At 70.6% G+C, this 22133-nt stretch carries 18 protein-coding genes; 10 read left to right on the top strand and 8 right to left on the bottom strand.

Annotated elements, in window-relative coordinates; all coding sequences use genetic code 11:
* Positions 1 to 2 precede the first annotated feature (2 nt).
* The 5 genes from tpiA to ACIBN2_RS40920 all read left to right on the top strand — a co-directional run bounded on the left by tpiA (position 3) and on the right by ACIBN2_RS40920 (position 4473).
* Positions 3 to 779 carry a triose-phosphate isomerase gene (gene tpiA, locus ACIBN2_RS40940; RefSeq protein ID WP_399142505.1) on the top strand — a complete coding sequence of 259 codons (777 nt, stop codon included), beginning with the start codon at positions 3 to 5 and terminating at the stop codon, positions 777 to 779.
* 108 nt (positions 780 to 887) lie between these two features.
* Positions 888 to 1124 (top strand): preprotein translocase subunit SecG, encoded by a 237-nt coding sequence (secG, locus tag ACIBN2_RS40935; RefSeq protein ID WP_108013541.1) that lies wholly within the window; start codon positions 888 to 890, stop codon positions 1122 to 1124.
* A 213-nt stretch (positions 1125 to 1337) separates the two neighbouring features.
* Positions 1338 to 1673 (top strand): RNA polymerase-binding protein RbpA, encoded by a 336-nt coding sequence (locus ACIBN2_RS40930; protein ID WP_003976875.1) that lies wholly within the window; start codon positions 1338 to 1340, stop codon positions 1671 to 1673.
* A 214-nt stretch (positions 1674 to 1887) separates the two neighbouring features.
* Positions 1888 to 3543, top strand: coding sequence for a glucose-6-phosphate isomerase (gene pgi / locus ACIBN2_RS40925; protein ID WP_399142503.1), 1656 nt, complete (start codon positions 1888 to 1890; stop codon positions 3541 to 3543).
* Between the two features lie 171 nt (positions 3544 to 3714).
* Complete coding sequence (locus ACIBN2_RS40920; RefSeq protein ID WP_399142501.1) at positions 3715 to 4473, top strand: hypothetical protein; 759 nt, start codon at positions 3715 to 3717, stop codon at positions 4471 to 4473.
* A gap of 6 nt (positions 4474 to 4479) precedes the next feature.
* Here the strand turns inward: ACIBN2_RS40920 and ACIBN2_RS40915 are convergent, their stop codons facing one another.
* From ACIBN2_RS40915 to ACIBN2_RS40905, 3 genes are read right to left on the bottom strand one after another with little or no spacing between them, the layout of a single operon-like run.
* The gene (locus ACIBN2_RS40915; protein WP_399142499.1) at positions 4480 to 7146 is read right to left on the bottom strand and encodes an ABC transporter permease; all 2667 of its coding nucleotides are present in this window, start codon (positions 7144 to 7146) and stop codon (positions 4480 to 4482) included.
* Between the two features lie 40 nt (positions 7147 to 7186).
* On the bottom strand, positions 7187 to 7936 hold the full coding sequence (locus tag ACIBN2_RS40910; RefSeq protein WP_399142498.1) for an ABC transporter ATP-binding protein: 750 nt from the start codon (positions 7934 to 7936) through the stop codon (positions 7187 to 7189).
* Positions 7933 to 8448, bottom strand: coding sequence for a PadR family transcriptional regulator (locus ACIBN2_RS40905; protein WP_399142496.1), 516 nt, complete (start codon positions 8446 to 8448; stop codon positions 7933 to 7935). Before ACIBN2_RS40905 ends, ACIBN2_RS40910 begins: the two co-directional genes overlap by 4 nt.
* A 176-nt stretch (positions 8449 to 8624) precedes the next feature.
* Between ACIBN2_RS40905 and ACIBN2_RS40900 the strand changes: the two genes are divergently transcribed.
* The 5 genes from ACIBN2_RS40900 to ACIBN2_RS40880 all read left to right on the top strand — a co-directional run bounded on the left by ACIBN2_RS40900 (position 8625) and on the right by ACIBN2_RS40880 (position 15293).
* Positions 8625 to 9896 (top strand): ABC transporter substrate-binding protein, encoded by a 1272-nt coding sequence (locus ACIBN2_RS40900; RefSeq protein WP_399142494.1) that lies wholly within the window; start codon positions 8625 to 8627, stop codon positions 9894 to 9896.
* Positions 9897 to 10051: 155 nt separating this feature from the next.
* Positions 10052 to 11692, top strand: coding sequence for an alpha-amylase family glycosyl hydrolase (locus ACIBN2_RS40895; RefSeq protein WP_399142492.1), 1641 nt, complete (start codon positions 10052 to 10054; stop codon positions 11690 to 11692).
* A 68-nt stretch (positions 11693 to 11760) separates the two neighbouring features.
* Positions 11761 to 13089, top strand: a complete 1329-nt coding sequence (locus tag ACIBN2_RS40890; protein WP_399142490.1) for an ABC transporter substrate-binding protein — start codon at positions 11761 to 11763, stop codon at positions 13087 to 13089.
* A gap of 6 nt (positions 13090 to 13095) precedes the next feature.
* Positions 13096 to 14457, top strand: coding sequence for an ABC transporter permease subunit (locus ACIBN2_RS40885; protein WP_399142488.1), 1362 nt, complete (start codon positions 13096 to 13098; stop codon positions 14455 to 14457).
* Entirely contained in the window at positions 14454 to 15293 is an 840-nt protein-coding gene (locus ACIBN2_RS40880; protein ID WP_384257850.1) for a carbohydrate ABC transporter permease, read from the top strand. The genes ACIBN2_RS40885 and ACIBN2_RS40880 overlap by 4 nt, the downstream gene beginning before the upstream one ends.
* Positions 15294 to 15338: 45 nt before the next feature.
* Here ACIBN2_RS40880 and pgl read toward each other — a convergent pair whose 3' ends face one another.
* From pgl to tkt, 5 genes are read right to left on the bottom strand one after another with little or no spacing between them, the layout of a single operon-like run.
* Positions 15339 to 16121 (bottom strand): 6-phosphogluconolactonase, encoded by a 783-nt coding sequence (gene pgl, locus ACIBN2_RS40875; RefSeq protein WP_399142485.1) that lies wholly within the window; start codon positions 16119 to 16121, stop codon positions 15339 to 15341.
* Positions 16118 to 17215: a glucose-6-phosphate dehydrogenase assembly protein OpcA gene (opcA, locus tag ACIBN2_RS40870; protein WP_399142484.1), complete on the bottom strand. Its 1098-nt coding sequence runs from the start codon at positions 17213 to 17215 to the stop codon at positions 16118 to 16120. The genes pgl and opcA overlap by 4 nt, the downstream gene beginning before the upstream one ends.
* Positions 17212 to 18735: a glucose-6-phosphate dehydrogenase gene (gene zwf, locus ACIBN2_RS40865; RefSeq protein ID WP_399142482.1), complete on the bottom strand. Its 1524-nt coding sequence runs from the start codon at positions 18733 to 18735 to the stop codon at positions 17212 to 17214. Before zwf ends, opcA begins: the two co-directional genes overlap by 4 nt.
* A gap of 3 nt (positions 18736 to 18738) precedes the next feature.
* Positions 18739 to 19857: a transaldolase gene (gene tal, locus ACIBN2_RS40860; protein ID WP_399142480.1), complete on the bottom strand. Its 1119-nt coding sequence runs from the start codon at positions 19855 to 19857 to the stop codon at positions 18739 to 18741.
* Between the two features lie 33 nt (positions 19858 to 19890).
* Positions 19891 to 21978 carry a transketolase gene (gene tkt / locus ACIBN2_RS40855; protein ID WP_399142479.1) on the bottom strand — a complete coding sequence of 696 codons (2088 nt, stop codon included), beginning with the start codon at positions 21976 to 21978 and terminating at the stop codon, positions 19891 to 19893.
* Positions 21979 to 22133 lie beyond the last annotated feature (155 nt).

Here is a 22133-nt window from a genome sequence, read left to right as displayed (position 1 = left end):
GCATGAGTACGCGCACGCCGATCATGGCGGGCAACTGGAAGATGAACCTCAACCACCTCGAGGCCATCGCGCACGTCCAGAAGCTCGCCTTCGCCCTCGCGGACAAGGACTACGAGGCCGTCGAGGTCGCCGTCCTGCCGCCCTTCACCGACCTGCGCTCCGTGCAGACCCTGGTCGACGGCGACAAGCTGAAGATCAAGTACGGCGCCCAGGACATCTCGGCGCACGACTCCGGGGCCTACACCGGCGAGATCTCCGGCCCGATGCTGTCCAAGCTGAAGTGCACGTACGTGGTGATCGGCCACTCCGAGCGCCGGCAGTACCACCACGAGTCCGACGAGCAGGTGAACGCCAAGGTCAAGGCCGCCTACAGGCACGGTCTGACCCCGATCCTGTGCGTCGGCGAGGAGCTCGAGGTGCGGGACGCGGGCAACCACGTCGCGCACACGCTCGCCCAGGTCGAGGGCGGTCTGAAGGGCCTCCCGGCCGAGCAGGCCGAGTCGGTCGTGATCGCCTACGAGCCCGTGTGGGCCATCGGCACCGGCAAGGTCTGCGGTGCTGAGGACGCGCAGGAGGTCTGCGCCGCCGTCCGCGGCAAGCTCGCCGAGTTGTACGACCAGGACCTGGCAGACAAGGTGCGCATCCAGTACGGCGGCTCCGTGAAGTCGGGCAACGTCGCCGAGATCATGGCCCAGGCCGACATCGACGGCGCCCTGGTCGGCGGGGCCTCGCTGGACGCGGACGAGTTCGTCAAGATCGTGCGCTTCCGCGACCAGTGACACGAGCTGGGAGTATGCGGTAGCGGCGATACGTCGTACCCTTGCGGGGGCACAGCCCTGTGGCTGTGCCCCCGTCGTTCATCCGAATCCGAGAGAGTTGGTCCAGCCGTGGTTTTGGGGTTCTCGATCGCCCTGATCGTCTTCAGCCTGCTGCTGATGCTGCTGGTGCTGATGCACAAGGGGAAGGGCGGCGGTCTCTCCGACATGTTCGGTGGCGGCATGCAGTCGTCCGTCGGCGGCTCCTCGGTCGCCGAGCGGAACCTGGACCGCATCACCCTGGTGATCGGTCTGCTGTGGTTCGCGTGCATTGTCGTACTCGGCATCATCATGAAGACGAACAGCTGAGCAGCAATACACACACAGCACCTGCATTCCGCACGTAAGGCCCCATGTTCGGTACGCGCAGCTGAGCGCGGCCTATCATGGGGCTTGCGTCTGGGTACGGAGGTTGTAACTCCAATCACTGGACGTGCGTTGGGCCTTACGTAGACTGAGGCGCTCGCAACGAAGCGAAACGCCGACTCGCTTCGCGGCACCATCACGCAGGGAGTTACGACCGTGGCAAGTGGCAACGCGATCCGAGGAAGCCGGGTCGGGGCGGGGCCGATGGGCGAGGCCGAGCGCGGCGAGTCCGCGCCGCGTCTGCGCATCTCCTTCTGGTGCTCGAACGGGCACGAGACGCAGCCCAGCTTCGCCAGCGACGCGCAGGTTCCCGAGACCTGGGACTGCCCGCGCTGCGGCTTCCCCGCCGGACAGGACCGGGACAACCCGCCGGACCCGCCGCGCACCGAGCCCTACAAGACGCACCTCGCGTACGTCAGGGAGCGGCGCAGCGACGCGGACGGCGAGGCCATCCTCGCCGAGGCGCTCGCCAAACTGCGGGGCGAGATCTAGGACTTGAAAGCCGGCCGGGCACCCAGGAGTGCCTGGCCGGAGCTGTCCTGCCCGCCTTCGCACTGCTACCTGCCCGCCTTCGCACCGACACCTGGCCGTCAGCGGAACGTACCTGTTGTTGTGCCGGACGACGACGCCATGACGGCTCACGTCCCGTGCTGATCAATTAGGTTGGAATCGCTGGGACAGGGACGAAAGAAGGCGGAAGTCGGACATGAACGCAGACGGCCGTACCAGGCTCAACCAGACGCCCGAGTGGACCGCGCTGGCCAAGCACCGTGAGGAACTCGCCGGCGCCCATCTGCGGGAGCTCTTCGCCGCCGCCCCGGGCCGCGGCTCCGGCTGCACGCTGCAGGTGGGCGACCTGTACGTCGACTACTCCAAGCACCTCGTCACCGACGAGACCCTGCGGCTGCTGCGCGAGCTGGCCGCGGCCACGGATGTCTTCGGCCTCAGGGACGCCATGTTCCGCGGCGAGAAGATCAACACGACCGAGGACCGCGCCGTGCTGCACACCGCGCTGCGGGCGCCCCGGGACGCGGTGATCGAGGTCGACGGGGAGAACGTCGTGCCCCAGGTGCACGCCGTACTGGACAAGATGAGCGACTTCGCCGACCGGGTCCGCTCCGGCGCCTGGACCGGCCACACCGGCAAGCGCATCAGGAACGTCGTCAACATCGGCATCGGCGGCTCGGACCTGGGCCCGGCGATGGCCTACGAGGTGCTGCGCAGCTACTCCGACCGCGGCCTCACGGTCCGCTTCGTGTCGAACGTCGACGGCGCCGACCTGCACGAGGCCACCCGCGACCTGGACGCGGCGGAGACGCTGTTCATCATCGCCTCCAAGACCTTCACCACCATCGAGACGATCACCAACGCCACGTCGGCGCGCGAGTGGCTGCTCGGTGAGCTGAAGGCCGGCCAGGAGGCCGTCGCCAAGCACTTCGTGGCACTGTCGACCAACGCCGGCAAGGTCACGGAGTTCGGTATCGACCCTGACAACATGTTCGAGTTCTGGGACTGGGTCGGCGGGCGGTACTCGTTCGACTCGGCGATCGGCCTGTCGCTGATGATCGCCGTCGGCCCGGACCGCTTCCGCGAGATGCTCGACGGGTTCCGGCTGGTCGACGAGCACTTCAGGACCGCGCCGGCCGAGTCCAACGTGCCCTTGCTGATGGGTCTGCTGGGCATCTGGTACGGCAACTTCCACGACGCCCAGTCGCATGCGGTGCTGCCGTACAGCCACTACCTGTCGAAGTTCACGGCGTATCTGCAGCAGCTCGACATGGAGTCCAACGGCAAGTACGTGGGCCGTGACGGGCGTGAGGTCGACTGGCAGACCGGGCCGGTGGTGTGGGGTACGCCGGGCACCAACGGTCAGCACGCGTACTACCAACTCATCCACCAGGGAACCAAGTTGATCCCGGCGGACTTCATCGGGTTCGCCGAGCCGGTCGCCGAGCTGAGCGGGACGCTGAAGGCCCAGCACGACCTGCTGATGGCCAACTTCTTCGCCCAGACGCAGGCGCTGGCCTTCGGCAAGACGCCCGACGAGGTGCGGGCCGAGGGCGTGGCGGAGGAACTGGTGCCGCACAAGACGTTCAAGGGAAACCACCCGACGACGACGATTCTCGCGCGCGAGCTGACGCCGTCCGTGCTCGGCCAGTTGATCGCCCTCTACGAGCACAAGGTGTTCGTGCAGGGCGCGGTGTGGAACATCGACTCCTTCGATCAGTGGGGCGTCGAGCTCGGCAAGGTGCTGGCGAAGCGGGTCGAGCCCGCGCTGACCGAGGGCGCGCAGGTACCGGGGCTGGACTCCTCCAGCACGGCGCTGGTCGCCAAGTACCGGGAGCTGCGCGGCCGTTCGTGACACGGCAGACGGGGAAGCGGACGGCGCGCGGCCGTCCGCTTCCCGTAGACTCCTCCGAGCGATCATGAACACGACCGCTCGGGGGAGTGCAACGTGAGTAGCAGGCAAGGGAGTTGGCTCAGTGAGAGGCTGGCCGCCCGGACGTTTCTGAAGCCCCATCACGTGGCGAGGGTGGTGTTCCATCCAGCGTGGATCCCCGAGGCGGTCGACCCCTCGGTGGAGCGGCTCAAGCGCATACGGGTCATCGCCGGCGCGGTCGCGGCGCTCGGCGTCTACACCTTCGTCCAGGGCGGGTTCGCCTTCGACGAGATGCTGGACAACGCGGCCACCGCGTCCGCCGCGTCCGCCGTCCTGTTCTTCGTCACCCCGCTGACGGTCGGGGTGATGCTCTACGTCTGGCGGCGCGGCGGCACCGTGCGGCAGCTGAAGGTGCCGCTCGTCAACGCGTTCAAGCTGCTGCTGCTCTTCATCGGCTCGGTCCTGACGACGGTGCTGATCTTCCGGCTGGGCGACGTCTTCGGGATCCTGGCGAAACTCGTGCTGAGCCTCGCCGGGCTGTGGCTGGCGGTCTTCGTGATCGCGGGCGCGGTCAGGCTCACCGGGAACTTCTTCGGGACCGCCGCCGTGCACCGCGGGCTGCCGCCGCTGCTCGCCACGGTGACGACCTGGCTGATGGCCGTACCGGACCTCGTCACGGGGGATCTGCACGGCCTGAGCCTCACGCTGGGGATCGTGTTCATCCTGGGCGCACCGCTGACGGTCACCGCGATCGCCCTGCTGGAGCTGCGCAGACTCAGCCGGCGCCACGGCATCCGGCTCGCGGCCCATCCGGCCGTACCGCCGCCGATCACACCGCCGCCCCCGCCGTACGCCCCGCAGGTGAATCCCTACGGCGGTCCGTACAACGCACGTAATCCATACGGGACTTGACCGGGGTCAGGCCACCGCGCCGAGGGTGTCCGCGAGGCGCCGCCGGGCCGCGCGGGCCGCGGGCAGGGCGGCCAGGGCGGCCGCGCCCAGCACCGCCGCCAGACCGAACAGCACCAGCAGGACCGGCGGGGGACTCTGCGCGATCCCCGCGCCGATGCCGCTCGATCTGCCCTGGGCGTCGATCAGCCAGTGCGCGAGGGGTGTGCCCAGGGCCGTGCCGATGAGGACGGCGACCAGCGCGGTGCAGCCGGTGGCCGTGACGGTGATCCCGGTGATCTGGCGTGGGGACAGGCCGATGGCCTTGAGGGCGAGCAGGTCGCGTTCGCCCTCCCGGACGGTGCCGCCGATCGCCGTGAGCAGCTCGATGAGGCCGATCAGGGCGAGGACGACGATCAGCCCGGCGACCACGGAGCGCAGGGGCGAGAGCCCGTCGGCCGGATTGGTCACGGCGTGCACGTCCAGATGCCCGTGACCGGCGGCGGTGAGCCGGCCGGCGACCTCGTGCGGGTCGGCTCCGGGGCGCAGCCGGAGCTGGTAGAGGGTCGGGGTGAGGTGCGGGTCGTTCTCGCGCAGGGTGTCCAGCGAGGTGGAGATGACCCGGCCGGCGTTCTCCGGCTCGATGCTGCGGCCCACGATGTGCAGGATCTGCGGCTCGTCGCCGACCGTCATCCGCACCCAGTCGCCGACCCGGACGTCCAGCAGATCGAGGAGGCCCTGCCCGGCCACGGCCTCGTCGTCGGCGCGCGCGGGGCGGCCCTCGGCCAGGGTGTACGGGTACGGGTTTCGGTGGGTGCCCAGGCCGCGCAGCGCGATCGTGGCCGTCTGGCCGGGGACCAGGGCGGCCACCTCGACGCCGGGGTAGGCGGCGGCGACCTGCGGATCGCGTTCCAGCAGGACGCGGGTCGCGCGGTCGCCGAGGCCGGTGTCGGTGTCGGCGTGGACCGTGAGCGCGGCCGGCAGGCCGATCCGCTCGGGACTGCTGTGGAACCGGTCGATGGTCGTCCAGGCGCTCATCGCCACGACGATCAGCAGCAGCGGCAGCGCCAGCCGTGCCACGGTCGCCAGCGACCGCAGCCGCCTGACGGAGGTCGTGTGCCAGCCCAGAACGAGCGCGGGCGGCACGCCGAGCCCGAGCGCTCGCCGCGCCATGACGGAGAGCCGGCCGGCGGCGGGGCCGGGTGCGCGTCGTGCCGCGGCCGGCGGCGTGCGATCCGCCTTCGGGGCCGGCCGGGCGCCGAGGATGCGTCCCACGATCCCCCGCGGTCCGCCGCCGGCCGCGGCCCGAGAGCCGGTGGGCCGCTCCGCCGTCTCCGGCGTCCGGCCGTCGTCCGCGGCGTCACGCCGTGGAACGGGCAACCGCCTGGTCGTTCCCGGCGGCCCGCTGCTCTGCGCAGCCGTGGACCCGGAGCCGGGCGTGCGCCGGGCAGCGCCGGGCAGCCCGTCCCTGCCCGCGGAAGCGGATCGGGGACCGGGTGTCCCCGCCTCCGGCACCGCAGGCCGGGAGCCGAACGCCCGCCGCGCGACCCCCGGCAGCCCGCCACCCCCGGCGGCCGCGGCCCGAGTCACCGGTACCGGCGGAACCCGCCCCGCGCGCCAGGCCGCGAGGCCCGTCGTCGCGCCGATGAAGAGGACGGCGCCGACGGGGATCACGAAGAGGGCCACCGTGTGGCCGGGCAGACCCTGCCATACGCCGAGGGCGTCGCCGAGGCGGCCGGGGAAGCGGCTGCCCAGGGCCTGGGTGAGCGCCGCCGCCCCGGCGGCGCCCAGGACGGCGTAGGCGATGTGCTGGAAGAGGAAGACGCGGACGACCTGGCCCGGCGTGAAGCCGATCGCCTTCAGGACCGAGATGTCCCGCAGGTGGCCGCGGATACGGGTGGCGATCGCACCGTGCACGGCGAGCCCGGCCGCGACCAGGGCGCCCAGCCCGAACAGGCCGAGCACCTGGCCGAGCAGCCGGTTGTCGCCCTGTGCCTCGGCCCGGGCCTGCTGCCAGGTGGAGACCTCGCCGATGGCGCCGGCGCCGAGGACGGTGACGGCGCGCTGGACGGCGTAGCCGGTGTCGTCGGGGTTGGCCAGGCGCAGGCCGATGACCTGGCCGGTCGGGTGGGAGACGGCGGACGGGAGCGCCCAGACGAGCCCCGGCTGCTCGCCGGCCCGGTAGCGCGGCTCGGCGCTGTCGGCCACGCCGGCGACGGTCACCGTCCGCGCCGTGCCCGGCAGGGTGAGCGTGTCGCCGGGTTCGGCCAGCAGGGCGCGGGCGAGGCGGCTCTCCAGGACCACGCCGCCGGGGTCGGCGGAGTCCAGCCAGTGGCCGGAGGTGAGCAGCGGGCGGCCGACGGACGAACGCTCGGGCGTGGCGCGCAGTTCCACCGAGGCACGGGCGCCGCGGGAGGCGAGCGTGGTGGACGCGGTGGCGTAGGGGCCGGCGACGGAGTCGACGCCGTCCAGGTCCGCCAGCCTGCTCACCGGGGCGGCCACGGACGTGTGGATCCACACGTCCTGCGCGCCGCGCTCCTGCGTGAAGATCCGCTGCCAGGGATTGGTGGCGTACCCGAACAGCGCCGTCGCCAGCAGCAGCGACGCCACGATCCCCGCGGTGGCGAGGACGAGGAACAGCGCCTCGCCGCGGTGCGTCCGCAGATCGGAGTGCGCCCAGCGCAACGTCGCTCGCACGGAGCCTCAGCCCTTCCGGGGGTTGTCGTACACCCGCATGTCAGTCCTTGAGCTCCAGCACGCCCGATATCCCGGTTCCGCGGGTCGGCCTGCCGTCCAGTTCGGCGTCGTCGGCTATGCGCCCGTCGAAGAAGCTGATCACCCGGTCCGCGGCGCTCGCCAGCCGGGCGTCATGGGTGACCAGCACGATCGTCTGGCCACGTTGGTGGAAGCGGGACAGCAGCCGCATCACCTCGCGGGTGCCCTTGCTGTCCAGGCTGCCCGCGGGTTCGTCGGCCAGCAGCAGCGGCGGATGGTTGACCAGCGCCCGGGCCAGCGCGACCCGCTGCTGCTCACCGCCGGACAGCTCGCCCGGCATGCTCCGCTCCTTGCCCGCGAGTCCCAGCTCGGCGAGCAGCTCCTCCCGCCCGGCGCGCGCCTGCCGGGGCGCCACCCCGGCGAGCAGCGCGGGCAGCTCCACGTTGTCGGCGACCGAGAGGCTGGAGACCAGGTTGAAGAACTGGAAGACGATCCCGATGCGCTTCCTGCGCTCCACCGCCCAGCGGGCCTCGCTCCAGGCGTCGGTGAGCGCGCCGTCCAGCCGGATGCTGCCGGCGTCCGGCCGCTGGAGCCCGCCCAGCAGGTGCAGCAGCGTCGACTTGCCGGCACCGGACGGGCCGGTGACGGCCACGAACTCGCCCTGCCGTACGCAGAGATCGACACCGCGCACGGCATACGCCGGCGCGCCCTCGCCGTAATGCGTCCTGACCAGGCCCTCGGCCTGCAGCACGGGAGCGGGACTGTCGCTCACTCCAGCTCCTCCAGCTCTTCCTGGCACCGCTCCAGCCAGTCGAGGTCGGCCTGGAGGTGCAGCATCGCGCCCTCTATCAGCAGCTGCGCGACGCGGTTGTCCCGGTTCTCGGCGGCGGCCAGTTTCGACAGGTTGCGCATGGTGTTGAGGTACTGCCGCCGCTGTTGGTTGATGAGGGCGATCTGGTCGGCGAGACCCGTCTGCGGAGCGAGCGCCAGCTTCATGAAGAACTCGTCCCGCACCCGCGGCTCGTCCTCGGGCTCCTCGAACCAGGCGCGCAGCGCGTCACGCCCGGATTCGGTGAGGTGGTAGACCTTTTTGTTGGGCCGGCTCGACTGCTCGACGTCCTCGCCCTCGATCAGCCCCTGCTTCTCGAGGCGGCCGAGGGTCACGTAGATCTGGCCGACGTTCGGCTGAGGGTACGCGGAGCCCAGCAGTTGCTCAAGGCCCTGCTTGAGCTCGTAGCCGTGCGCCGGACCGCGCGCTAGAAGAGCCAGGAGGGGCAGGCGCACGCGTGCTGTCCTCCTACTCTGCCCAATGTGCTCCAGGCCCCTAGGGCCTGCCGCCTATCCTTCGGACGGACGACGGGAGATTGCCGCCAGGCCCTAGTATCGCCCATACCTAACAGGTATACATGGCCTCTGACTCCGGGCGAAGGCGCCCGGGGCCGGTGTGCAAGGAGGAACCTATGCGGTGGATACACGCCGCCGGTAGGGGTCTTCTTGTTCTCGTCGTGGTCATGACCGGTTACATCGCCTCCGGCGCCCATGCCGGCGAGGGCCCGGCGGACGGCCGCGGACCCCTGACGCTCGCCACCGCAGGGGACCTCACCGACTATCTCGGCCCCCTCCTCGAGGGCTGGAACCGTACCCATCCCGGCGAGAAGGTCACCCTGGTCGAGCTGCCGGACTCCGCCGACGAGACGCACGCCCAGATGGCCACCGACCTGCGCGGCGGGGACCGCAGCCGGTTCGACGTCCTCAACATCGACGTCAGCTGGACCTCGGAGTTCGCGGCGGCGGGCTGGATCCGCCCGCTGCCCCGCGGCCGGTTCCCGCTGGGGACCTTCCTCAAGCCGGTCGTCAAGACCGCGGAGTACGACGGCCGCCTGTACGCCGTCCCCTACGTCACCAACGCGGGTCTGCTCCTCTACCGCAAGGACGTTCTCGCCAAGGAGGGCGTCCCGCCGCCCCGCACCTGGGCCGAGCTGGAGCGGGACGCGAGGACCATCGCGCCGAAGTACGGACTCGACGGCTACGCGGGCCAGTTCCTGCCCTACGAGGGCCTCACCGTCAATGCCGCCGAGGCCGTCTACTCGGCCGGCGGCAGCATCCTCGGCGACGAGGGCGCACGGGTGACCGTGAACTCCGCCGCCGCCCGCGAGGGCATCGGCTTCCTCGCCCGGGGCGTGCGCGAGGGCTGGATCCCGAAGAAGGCGCTGACGTACAAGGAGGAGGAGTCCAAGCAGGCCTTCCGGGACGGAAAGCTGCTCTTCCTGCGCAACTGGCCCTACGCCTACGTCGTTTCCTCGGCCAAGGGCTCCCCGGTCGCCGGCAAGATCGGCGCCGTGCCGCTGCCCGGCCCTGACGGGCCCGGCAGGAGCGTCCTCGGCGGCTCCAACCTGGCCGTCAACACCCATGCCCGGCACCCCGATTCGGCCGCGCGCCTGATCGCGTACCTCACGAGCGCGCCGGTCCAGCGCCAGGTCCTCACCCGCGGCGCACTGCCGCCCGTACGGGCCGCGCTGTACCAGGACCCCGATCTGGTACGGCAGTTCCCCTATCTGCCGACCCTGCGCGAGAGTGTGCGCTCGGCCGCGCCGCGCCCCCAGAGCCCGCGCTACGGCCAGGTCAGCCTGGTGGTGCAGGCGGTCGTGCAGGACGCGATGACCGGGCACGAGACGCCCGCGGCGGCCGTACGGCGACTGGCGCGGGAACTCGCCGCGATCCCCGGCCGGTGACTCTCCCGCGCCCCTCCTAGTTACTTGTTATGTAACGCGGACATCTCATCTGGCGCGGTTCTGCCCCGGTAAGTCCGTATTTGGAATGCCAACTCACCAGTAGCATCCATTCTTTTCATTGACACCTGTGAGACACGCCTACCTAACATGCATGCATGTTGAGTAAGTGCCGTTGGTGGCGCGACGCAGTGATCTACCAGGTGTACGTCCGGAGCTTCCTGGACAGCACCGGCGACGGCATCGGCGATCTGGCCGGGGTCCGGGCCGGGCTGCCGTATCTGAAGAAGCTGGGCGTGGACGGGATCTGGCTGAGCCCCTTCTACCCCTCGCCCCAGCACGACCACGGCTACGACGTGGCCGACTACTGCGACGTCGACCCGCTCTTCGGCGATCTCGCCGAGTTCGACCTGCTGATGGCGGCCGCCCGGCGGCTCGGCGTCAAGGTGCTGCTCGACGTCGTGCCCAACCACTGCTCCAGCGAGCACCCGTGGTTCCAGGAGGCGCTCGCCTCGGCGCCCGGCAGCGCGGCCCGCGCCCGCTTCCACTTCGCCGACGGACGCGGCCCCGAAGGCGCCGAGCCGCCCAACAACTGGCACTCCATGTTCGGCGGACCGGCCTGGAGCCGGGTCACCGAGCCGGACGGCAGCCCCGGCCAGTGGTACCTGCACATGTTCGCGCCCGAACAGCCAGACTGGAACTGGCGCACCCCCGAGGTCGGCGCCGAGTTCGACCGGGTGCTCCGCTTCTGGCTCGACCGGGGCATCGACGGCTTCCGCATCGACGTCGCGGCCGGCCTCTTCAAGCACCCCGAACTGCCCGACTCGGACGACCCCGAGGCCGACGCCCGCACCCGTGACTCGGTCAACCCGCTCGCCTGGAACCAGCCCGAGGTGCACGACGTGTGGCGCCACTGGCGGGCGGTGTGCGAGGAGTACACCGCGCACGACGGCCGCGAGCGGCTGCTGGTCGGCGAGGTGTCCGTGCCGACCGCCCGCGAACACGCCCGGTACGTACGGCCGGACGAACTGCACCAGGCCTTCTTCTTCGATCTGCTCAGCGCCCCCTGGAGCGCCGACGCCTTCCGCAAGGTCATATCCGAGGCCATGCAGGACATCGCCGGCACCGGCTCCACGGTCACCTGGGTGCTCAACAACCACGACCAGGTCCGCACCGTCACCCGCTACGGCGAACCCGCCACCGAGGGCAGCGGCCTGGGGCCCGCGCCCCTCGGCGCCGCCCGCGCCCGGGCCGCCGCGCTGCTGATGCTGGCGCTGCCCGGAGCCGCGTACATCTACCAGGGCGAGGAGCTGGGCCTGCCCGAGGTCGTCGACCTGCCCGACGACGTGCTCACCGACCCGATCTTCCGCCGCACCGGAAGCCGGGCGCGGATCCGCGACGGCTGCCGGGTGCCGCTGCCGTGGTCCGGGCAGGCATCGCCGTTCGGCTTCACCTCCGGCGCCGAGAGCGCGCGGCCCTGGCTGCCGCAGCCGTCCTACTTCGCCGAGTACGCCACCGACCGCGCCCTCGCCGACACCCGCTCCTTCTGGCACCTGTACCGCGACGGCCTCCAACTGCGCTCGGCGCTGCCGCAGTTGGGTGAGGGCCGGCTCGACTGGCTGGACACCCCGCCCGGCGTCCTCGGCTTCGTCCGCGGCGACGGACTGGTCTGCGCCGTCAACTTCGGTACGGCGCCCACGCCCGCGCCCGTCTCCGGCACCCCGCTGCTGTCCAGCGGCCCCTGCCCGCCCGGGGTGCTGCCCGGCTCGACGGCGGCCTGGTGGCTGAGCGACCTCTGACCACCGCCGCATCCCGCGGCGGCTGCTGATTTCTCGTCAACTTCCCACCCCTCGAAGGGACATCAACGATGATGCGACGACGCACGACCCTGCTCACCGGTTGCACCGCCCTCGCCCTGGCGCTCGGCGCCACCGCGTGCGGAGGCGGCGGCCCGGTCTCCGCCGGCGGCGGCGACAAGGCGCTCAGCGGCCAGACGGTCAACGTGGCCGGCGTCTGGTCCGGCAGCGAGCAGAAGAACTTCCAGAAGGTGCTGGACGCGTTCACCGCGAAGACCGGCGCCAAGACGCAGTTCACGTCCACCGGCGACAACGTCTCCACCGTCGTCGGCAGCAAGATCGAGGGCGGCAACGCGCCCGACGTGGTGATGGTCCCGCAGGTCGGCGTGCTCCAGCAGTTCGCGCAGAAGGGCTGGCTGACGCCCCTGTCGCCGACCGCCGAGAAGTCGGTGGACGCCGGATACGCGTCCGTCTGGAAGAAGTACGGCAGCGTCGGCGGCAAGCTGTACGGGCTGTACTTCAAGGCCGCCCACAAGTCGACGGTCTGGTACAGCCCCGACGCCCTCGACCAGGCCGGCGTCAAGCCGCCGACGACGTACGACGCGATGCTGAAGGCCGGGCACACCGTCTCCGACTCCGGACTCGCCGCCTTCTCGGTCGCCGGGCAGGACGGCTGGACGCTCACCGACTGGTTCGAGAACATCTACCTCTCGCAGGCCGGCCCCGAGAAGTACGACGCCCTGGCCGCCCACAAGCTGAAGTGGACCGACGCGTCGGTGGTCAAGGCGCTGGGCACGCTCGGCAAGCTCTTCAAGGACAAGCAGCTCATCGCCGGCGGCCAGAAGGAGGCCCTCAACACCGACTTCCCCGGCTCGGTGGAGAAGGTGTTCGGGCCCAAGCCCGAGGCCGGCATGGTCTACGAGGGCGACTTCGTCGCCGGGGTCGCCAAGGACCAGTTCGGCAGAACGATCGGCAAGGACGCGAACTTCTTCCCCTTCCCCGCGGTCGACGGGGGCAAGGCGCCGGTGGTCAGCGGCGGTGACGCGGCCGTCGTGCTGAAGGACGGCAAGAACTCCAAGGCCGGCATGAAGCTCCTGGAGTACCTGGCGACCCCCGAGGCCGCGGCCGTGTGGGCGAAGGCCGGCGGCTTCCTGTCCCCGAACAAGAAGCTCGATTTCGGCGAGTACGGCGACGACGTCACCCGCGCGACCGCCAAGTCCCTTGTCGGAGCCGGGGATTCGGTCCGCTTCGACATGTCGGACCAGGCGCCGGCGGCGTTCGGCGGGACGAAGGGTGCCGGCGAGTGGAAGCTGCTCCAGGACTTCCTGCGTGACCCGTCGAACCCGAAGAAGACCGCGGCGCAGCTCGAGGCCGCCGCGGCCAAGGCGTACAAGGGCTGACGTCCCATGACCGCGACTTTGGTGAAAGAGACAAGTCCACCCGGGACCGGGGCCGTCGAACGGGCCCGCCGCTCGCGCCGGCGGGCCCGGATCATCGCCGTGCTGTTCGCCTTCCCGGCGCTGCTCCTGCTGGGCGCGCTGGTGGTGTACCCGGTGCTGTTCTCGGTCGGCCGCAGCTTCTTCGACGCGTCCGGCACCCGCTTCGTCGGCGGCGAGAACTACACCGAGATGTTCCGCGACCCGGCGACCCTCACGGCCGTACGGAACACGGCCATCTGGGTCGTCGTGGCGCCGGCGCTGCTGACCGGACTCGGCCTGATCCTCGCCGTCCTGGTGGAGAAGGTCCGCTGGGCCACCGCCTTCAAGCTGCTGCTGTTCATGCCGATGGCGGTGTCCTTCCTCGCGGCGGGCATCATCTTCCGGCTCGCCTACGACGAGGACCCGAACAAGGGCGTGCTGAACGCGGCCGTGGTCGGCGTGCACGACGCCTTCAAGGGCACCTCGGAGTATCCGACGGCGCGGGCCCGGGTGGGCCAGGGCCTCAAGACGGGTCCGGACGGCTCGTACCTGACGAGCGGGGGTGTCTCGCCGGGGAACTCGGTGGCGCTCGGGCTGGTGGGGGTCGCGCCGAAGGACCTGCCGGCGGGGGCCGAACCGGCCTACGCGGCGGCGACCCGCAAGGCGGCGTCCGGCGAGCTGCGCGGGGTGGTCTACCTGGACTTCACCCCCGGCGGGGGCGGAAAGCAGGGCAAGGTCGACCGGCGCGAGAGCGGGCTGCCGCAGATGAAGGTCGAGGCGGTGCGATCCGACGGGAGCACGGCCGGGAGCACGACGACGGCCTCCGACGGCTCCTTCGCGTTCAAGGGCCTCGACTCCGGCTCGTACACGGTGAAGTTGCCGGGCTCGAACTTCGCGCAGCCCTACGACGGGGTCTCCTGGCTCGGGCCCGCGCTGGTCACGCCGGCCATCATCGGGGCGTACCTGTGGATCTGGACGGGCTTCGCGATGGTGCTGATCGGCGCGGGACTCGCCACGCTGCCGCGCGACGCGCTCGAGGCGGCCCGGATGGACGGCGCCAACGAGTGGCAGATCTTCCGGCGGATCACGGTGCCGCTGCTCGCGCCCGTGCTGACGGTGGTCTTCGTGACCCTCGTGATCAACGTGATGAAGGTCTTCGACCTCGTCTACATCATCGCGCCGGGCCCGGTGCAGCAGGACGCCACCGTACTGGCCACCCAGATGTGGCTGGTGTCCTTCGGCGGCGGCAACAACCAGGGGCTCGGCAGTGCGCTCGGCGTACTGCTTCTGCTGCTGGTCGTCCCCGCCATGGTCTTCAACGTCCGTCGTTTCCGAAGGAGTCAGCGATGAACGCGGTCAGGCGCGGCCTGAGCAGCGGGCTGGTGCAGGCCTTCCTGGTCCTGATCGGCCTGGTGTGGCTGACGCCGCTGGCGGGGCTGTTCCTGTCCTCGCTGCGGTCCAGCCAGGACTCGGCGAGCAGCGGCTGGTGGAAGGTGTTCTCCAGTCCCGGGCAGCTGTCCTTCGACAACTACTCGGCGCTGCTGAAGAACGCCGGGATGACGCAGGCCTTCTGGAACACGGTGCTCATCTCCGTGCCGGCGACCGTCCTGGTCGTCGTCCTGGCGGCGCTGGCCGGATACGCCTTCGCCTGGCTGGACTTCCCCGGCCGGGAGTCCGTCTTCCTGGTCGTGGTGGCGCTGTTGGTGGTGCCCGTGCAGATCGGCCTGCTGCCGGTGGCCAAACTCTTCGGTGAGCTGGGTCTGTTCGGCACGATCCCGGGCGTGGTGCTGTTCCACGTGGCCTACGGCCTGCCGTTCGCCGTCTTCCTGCTGAGGAACTACTTCGCCGAGATGCCGAAGGAGATGCTGGAGGCCGCGCGGATGGACGGCGGCAGTGAGTGGCGCATCTTCACCCGCCTCGTCCTGCCGGTGGGCCGCCCCGCGATCGCCTCCCTGGCCATCTTCCAGTTCCTCTGGGTCTGGAACGACATGCTGGTCGCCCTCCTGTTCGCCGACAGCTCCTCCCAGCCGCTGACGGTCCAACTCCAGTCCCAGATACGGCAGTTCGGCAGCAACATCGACGTGCTGGCACCCGGCGCGTTCGTATCCCTGGTGGTACCGGTGGTCGTGTTCTTCGCGTTCCAGCGGCACTTCGTGCAGGGAGTCATGGCGGGGTCGGTCAAGTGAGGGCGCGGCGGGGGCGAAAGCTCCCGCCGCGATCCACCACGAACCTCAGGGCGACGCCGGCGGATACAGCGACCGCGGCAGCTGCGAGGCCGCCGACGCGTCCAGCAGCCACAGGGTGCGTGAGCGCCCGCGGGCGCCCGCCGCCGGGGCCTGGATCTCGCCCGCGCCCGAGAGGGCGATCGCGGCCGCCTCGGCCTTGTCCTCGCCGGCGGCGAGGAGCCAGACCTCGCGGGCGGCGCGGATCGCCGGGAGGGTCAGGGTCACCCGGGTCGGCGGCGGCTTCGGCGCGCCGTGGACGCCGACCACCGTGCGGTCCGTCTCACGGACCGCGGGGAACTCGGGGAAGAGCGAGGCCACGTGCGTGTCCGGGCCGACGCCCAGCATCAGGACGTCGAAGCTGGGGACAGCGGCGTGGTTCTCGGGGCCCGCGGCACGCATCAGTTCCTCCGCGTACCCTTCCGCCGCCGCCTCGACGTCCGCCCCGTACGGCCCGTCCGACGCGGGCATGGCGTGCACGCGCTTGGGATCCAGCGGGACGGAGTCCAGCAGGGCCTCACGGGCCTGCGTGACATTGCGCTCGGGGTCGCCCTCCGGCAGGAAGCGCTCGTCCCCCCACCACAGGTCCAGCCGGCCCCAGTCGATCGCGTCCCGGGCCGGCGCGGCCGCCAGCGCGGCCAGCAGGCCGTTGCCGTTGCGGCCGCCGGTGAGGACCACGGACGCGTAGCCCCGGGAGGCCTGCGCGTCCACGATCTTCGTGATCAGACGGGCCGCGGCGGCTTGCGCCATCAGTTCCTTGTCGCGGTGCACGACCAGCTGCGGAGTGCTCACTGCGCCGCCGCCTTCTTCCCCGTCCCGGGCGCCGGAGGAGGGTCCGTCACCGGCGCTTCCGCCGCCGCTTCCCGCGCGGGAGTTTCCGCAGCGCCCTCGACAGCGGCCTCGCCTCCGGCCGGTTCTCCTTTGGGGTCCGGGTCCGGAAAGGAGGGCACCGCCGCCGGCCCCTCGTGCAGCCGCTCCACCCCGAAGCGCAGCGCCGACGCATAGGTGTCGTCCGGGTCCAGCCGCCGCAGCTCCTCAGCGATCAGCTCCGCCGTCTCACGCCGTTTCAGCGCCACCGCACGGTCGGGCTGACCCTGGATGGAGAGCGTGGCCAGTGCGCCGTCGGCCCGGTCCAGCACTATCTGACCGGTGTCGGTGGCCATGCGGACCGCGGTGAGACCAGGGCCGTTGGACAGCGACCGCTTCACCGGCACGTCCAGCCGGTCCGCCAGCCACATCGCCAGCAGCTCGCAGCTCGGGTTGAACTCCTCGCCCTCCACCTCGACCGCCTCCACCTCGCAGGTGACCTGGTCGAGTGCGGCGGCCAGCATCGAGCGCCAGGGCGTGATGCGGGTCCAGGACAGATCGGTGTCGCCGGGGGTGTACGTGTCGGCGCGGGCCGTCAGCTCCCGCACCGGCTGCTCCGCAGCGTACGTGTCCGTGACGCGACGCTGGGCGAGGGCGCCCAGGGGGTCGTTCGCCGGGTCGAACGGCGCGTTCACCGGCCACCAGACCACCACCGGTGCGTCCGGCAGCAGCAGCGGCAGCACCACCGACTGGGCGTGGTCGACCACTTCGCCGTAGAGGCGGAGCACCACCGTCTCGCCCGTGCCCGCCTCCGCGCCGACCCGCACCTCCGCGTCCAGGCGGGACGACGTGCGGTCGCGGGGGGTGCGCGAGACGCGCTTGATGACCACGAGTGTGCGCGAGGGGTGCTCGCGCGAGGCGTCGTTCGCCGCCTTCAGGGCGTCGTACGCGTTCTCCTCGTCCGTCACGATGACCAGCGTGAGCACCATGCCCACGGCCGGCGTGCCGATGGCCCGCCGGCCCTGCACCAGCGCCTTGTTGATCTTGCTGGCCGTGGTGTCCGTGAGGTCTATCTTCATGGCCGGCGCCAGCTCCGTCCCTCTCGTGCGAGCATTTCGTCCGCCTCGACGGGACCCCAGGTACCGGACGCGTACTGGGCGGGCTTGCCGTTCTGGTCCCAGTACTGCTCGATCGGGTCGAGGATCTGCCAGGACAGCTCGACCTCCTCGGTGCGCGGGAAGAGGTTCGAGTCGCCGAGCAGCACGTCGAGGATCAGGCGCTCGTACGCCTCGGGGGAGGACTCGGTGAAGGACTCGCCGTAGGCGAAGTCCATCGACACGTCCCGGATCTCCATCGAGGTGCCCGGCACCTTCGAGCCGAAGCGGACCGTCACGCCCTCGTCCGGCTGGACGCGGATGACGATCGCGTTCTTGCCGAGCTCCTCCGTCGCCGTGTGGTCGAAGGGGGAGTGCGGCGCCCGCTGGAAGACGACCGCGATCTCGGTGACCCGGCGGCCCAGGCGCTTGCCGGTACGCAGGTAGAACGGCACACCCGCCCACCGCCGGTTGTCGATCTCGACCTTGATGGCCGCGTACGTGTCGGTCTTCGACTTGGGGTCGATGCCCTCCTCCTGGAGGTACCCGACCGCCTTCTCGCCGCCCTGCCAGCCCTCCGCGTACTGCCCGCGCACGGTGTCCCGGCCCAGGTCCTTCGGCAGCCGTACGGCGCCGAGCACCTTGGTCTTCTCCGCGGCCAGCGCGTCCGCGTCGAAGGAGGCGGGCTCCTCCATCGCGGTCAGCGCCATCAGCTGGAGCAGGTGGTTCTGGATGACGTCGCGGGCGGCGCCGATGCCGTCGTAGTAGCCGGCCCGGCCGCCGATGCCGATGTCCTCGGCCATGGTGATCTGCACGTGGTCCACGAAGGACCGGTTCCAGATCGGTTCGAACATCGTGTTGGCGAAGCGCAGCGCCAGGATGTTCTGGACGGTCTCCTTGCCCAGGTAGTGGTCGATACGGAAGACCTGGTCCGGGGCGAAGACCTCGTGGACGACCTTGTTGAGCTCCTCGGCGGACTTCAGGTCGTGACCGAAGGGCTTCTCGATGACCGCGCGGCGCCAGGAGCCGGAGGACTGGTCGGCCAGCCCGTGCTTCTTCAGCTGCTGGATCACGACGGGGAAGGAGCGCGGCGGCACGGACAGGTAGAAGGCGAAGTTGCCGCCCGTGCCCTGTGCCTTGTCCAGCTCGTCGATGGTGGAACGGAGACGGTCGAACGCGTCGTCGTCGTCGAAGGTGCCCTGGACGAAGCGCATCCCCTGGATGAGCTGCTGCCAGACCTCCTCGCGGAACGGCGTACGGGCGTGCTCCTTGACGGCGTCGTGGACCTCGGCCGCGAAGTCCTCGTGCTGCCACTCGCGGCGGGCGAAGCCCACCAGCGAGAAGCCCGGCGGCAGCAGACCCCGGTTGGCGAGGTCGTACACGGCGGGCATGAGCTTCTTCCGTGACAGGTCGCCCGTGACGCCGAAGATGACCAGGCCCGACGGCCCCGCGATACGCGGGAGCCGTCGGTCTGCGGGGTCACGCAGCGGGTTGCTGCTCGACAAAGATCAACCCTCCGAGGGGGCGAGGCGCTTCAGCTCCGCCTCGGTCGACTTGAGCAGGTCGTTCCAGGACGCCTCGAACTTCTCGACGCCCTCTTCCTCCAGGAGCTGCACCACTTCGTCGTACGAGATCCCGAGCTTCTCGAGGGCGTCGATGTCGGCGCGGGCCTGCTCGTACGTTCCGGCGATGGTGTTGCCGGTGATCGAGCCGTGCTCCTCGGTGGCCTCCAGGGTGGCCTCCGGCATGGTGTTGACCGTGTTCGGCGCGACCAGGTCGTCGACGTACAGGGTCGGCTTGTACGCCTTGTCCTTCACACCGGTGGAGGCCCACAGCGGACGCTGCTTGCGGGCGCCCGCCTTCTCCAGCGCGTTCCAGCGGTCGGAGGAGAAGACCTCCTCGTACGCCTGGTAGGCGAGGCGCGCGTTGGCGACCCCGGCCTTGCCGCGCAGGGCCTTGGCCTCGTCGGTGCCGAGCGCGTCGATCCGCTTGTCGATCTCGGTGTCCACGCGGGACACGAAGAAGGACGCCACGGAACGGATCTGCGAGAGGTCCAGGCCGCGCTCCTTGGCCTTCTCCAGGCCCGAGAGGTAGGCGTCCATGACCTGGCGGTAGCGCTCCAGCGAGAAGATCAGCGTGACGTTGACGCTGATGCCGAGGCCGATGACCTCGGTGATCGCCGGCAGGCCGCCCATGGTGGCCGGGATCTTGATGAGCGTGTTCGGCCGGTCCACCAGCCAGGCCAGCTGCTTGGCCTCGGCGACGGTCGCTTTGGTGTTGTGCGCGAGGCGCGGGTCGACCTCGATCGACACCCGGCCGTCCTGGCCGTCGGTGGCGTCGAAGACGGTGCGCAGGATGTCGGCGGCGTCCCGGACGTCCGCCGTGGTGATCATGCGTACGGCCTCGTCGACGGTGACCTTGCGGGCGGCGAGGTCCGACAGCTGCTGGTCGTAGCCGTCGCCCTGCGAGATCGCCTTCTGGAAGATCGTCGGGTTGGTGGTGACGCCCACGACGTGCTGCTGGTCGATCAGCTCGGCGAGGTTGCCGGACGTGATCCGCTTGCGCGACAGGTCGTCCAGCCAGATCGCGACGCCTTCTTCGGAGAGGCGCTTCAGTGCGTCTGTCATGGAATTACATCTCCTACGTGTCGTATGTGAGCGTCAGCGCTGGGCGGCGGCGATGGATTCCCGGGCCTTGGCGGCCACGTTCTCGGCAGTGAAGCCGAACTCGCGGAAGAGGACCTTGCCGTCGGCGGAAGCACCGAAGTGCTCCAGGGAGACGATGCGGCCGGCGTCCCCGACGTACCTGTGCCAGGTCAGTCCGATACCGGCCTCGACCGCGACCCGCGCCTTCACGTTCGGCGGCAGAACGCTGTCCCGGTACCCCTGGTCCTGCTCCTCGAACCACTCCACGCAGGGCATGGACACGACGCGCGTGGGCACCCCGTCAGCCTCGAGCTGCTCGCGCGCCTCGACGGCGACGTGCACCTCGGAACCGGTCGCGATCAGGATGACCTCGGGGCTCCCGTTCGACGCCTCGAACAGCACGTAACCGCCGCGCACGGTGTTCTCGTCGGGCTCGTACACCGGCACGCCCTGACGGGTCAGCGCCAGGCCGTGCGGGGCGCCCTTGCCGAACACCTTGGTGTAGCGGCGGAGGATCTCGCGCCAGGCGATCGCGGTCTCGTTGGCGTCGGCCGGGCGGACCACGTTGAGACCGGGGATGGCCCGCAGCGACGCCAGGTGCTCGACGGGCTGGTGGGTCGGGCCGTCCTCGCCGAGACCGATCGAGTCGTGCGTCCACACGTACGTCACCGGCAGGTGCATCAGCGCCGACAGCCGCACGGAGTTGCGCATGTAGTCGGAGAAGACCAGGAACGTACCGCCGTAGACACGGGTGTTGCCGTGCAGGGTGATGCCGTTCATCTCCGCGGCCATGGAGTGCTCGCGGATGCCGAAGTGGATGGTCCGGCCGTACGGGTCGGCCTCCGGCAGCGGGTTGTCCGCCGGCAGGAACGAACTCGTCTTGTCGATGGTCGTGTTGTTGGAGCCGGCCAGGTCGGCGGAGCCGCCCCACAGCTCGGGGATCACGGCACCGAGGGCCTGGAGCACCTTGCCGGAGGCGGCTCGGGTGGCGACGCCCTTGCCCGGCTCGAAGACCGGGAGCTTCTCCTCCCAGCCGACCGGCAGCTCGCCCTTGGCGATGCGGTCGAAGTCGGCCGCGCGCTCGGTGTTGTTCTGCCGCCACAGCTGGAACGACTTCTCCCACGCGGCCTTCGCCTCGCGGCCGCGCTCCTGCGCCTGACGGGTGTGCTTGAGGACCTCGTCGGCGACCTCGAAGCTCTTGTCGGGGTCGAAGCCGAGGACGCGCTTGGTGGCCGCGACCTCGTCGTCGCCGAGCGCCGAGCCGTGCGCGGCCTCGGTGTTCTGCGCGTTCGGAGCGGGCCAGGCGATGATCGAGCGCATCGCGATGAACGACGGCCGGTCGGTCACCTGCTTCGCGGCCTCGATCGCGTTGTAGATGGCGTGCGGGTCGAGGTCCCCGTCCGGCTTCGGCGCGATGCGCTGCACGTGCCAGCCGTAGGCCTCGTACCGCTTGACGGTGTCCTCGGAGACGGCCGTCGCGGTGTCGCCCTCGATCGAGATGTGGTTGTCGTCCCACAGCAGGATCAGGTTGCCGAGCCGCTGGTGGCCGGCCATCGAGGACGCCTCGGAGGAGATGCCCTCCTGAAGGCAGCCGTCACCGGCGATGCAGAAGATGAAGTGGTCGAAGGGGGACTCGCCCTGCGGAGCGTCCGGGTCGAACAGACCGCGCTCGTAACGGGCGGCCATCGCCATGCCCACGGCGTTGGCGACACCCTGGCCCAGCGGGCCGGTCGTGGTCTCGACGCCCTTCGTGTGGCCGTACTCCGGGTGACCGGGGGTCTTGGAGCCCCAGGTGCGAAACGCCTTCAGATCGTCCAGCTCCAGGCCGAAGCCGGCCAGGTAGAGCTGCGTGTAGAGGGTCAGGGACGAGTGGCCGGCGGACAGGACGAAGCGGTCGCGGGCGACCCAGTCCGGATCGGTGGGGTCGTGTCGCATCACCTTCTGGAAGAGGGTGTACGCGGCGGGCGCCAGGCTCATCGCCGTACCCGGATGGCCGTTGCCGACCTTCTGTACGGCGTCGGCGGCCAGGACGCGGGCGGTGTCCACGGCCCGCTGGTCCAACTCGGTCCACTCGAGGTCTGTGGTGGTCGGCTTGGTGCTCACCCTGGGTCAGGGCTCCTCTCCACATGTCACGCATGTCGAATGCCGGCGCACTGGGACGCCCACCGGCCGCTGTCGAGCCTACCCCCGTGAGAACGTGCATTTTTTCGAGTCATTCCAGACTGCCGGGCCCGGCGGGGATCCGCCTCCCGACCCGT

Origin of the sequence: Streptomyces sp. NPDC050534, assembly GCF_044457745.1 — a bacterium.
GTDB lineage: Bacteria > Actinomycetota > Actinomycetes > Streptomycetales > Streptomycetaceae > Streptomyces.
Note: the sequence above shows the minus strand (reverse complement) of the source record. Positions and strands in the feature narration are given on the sequence as shown.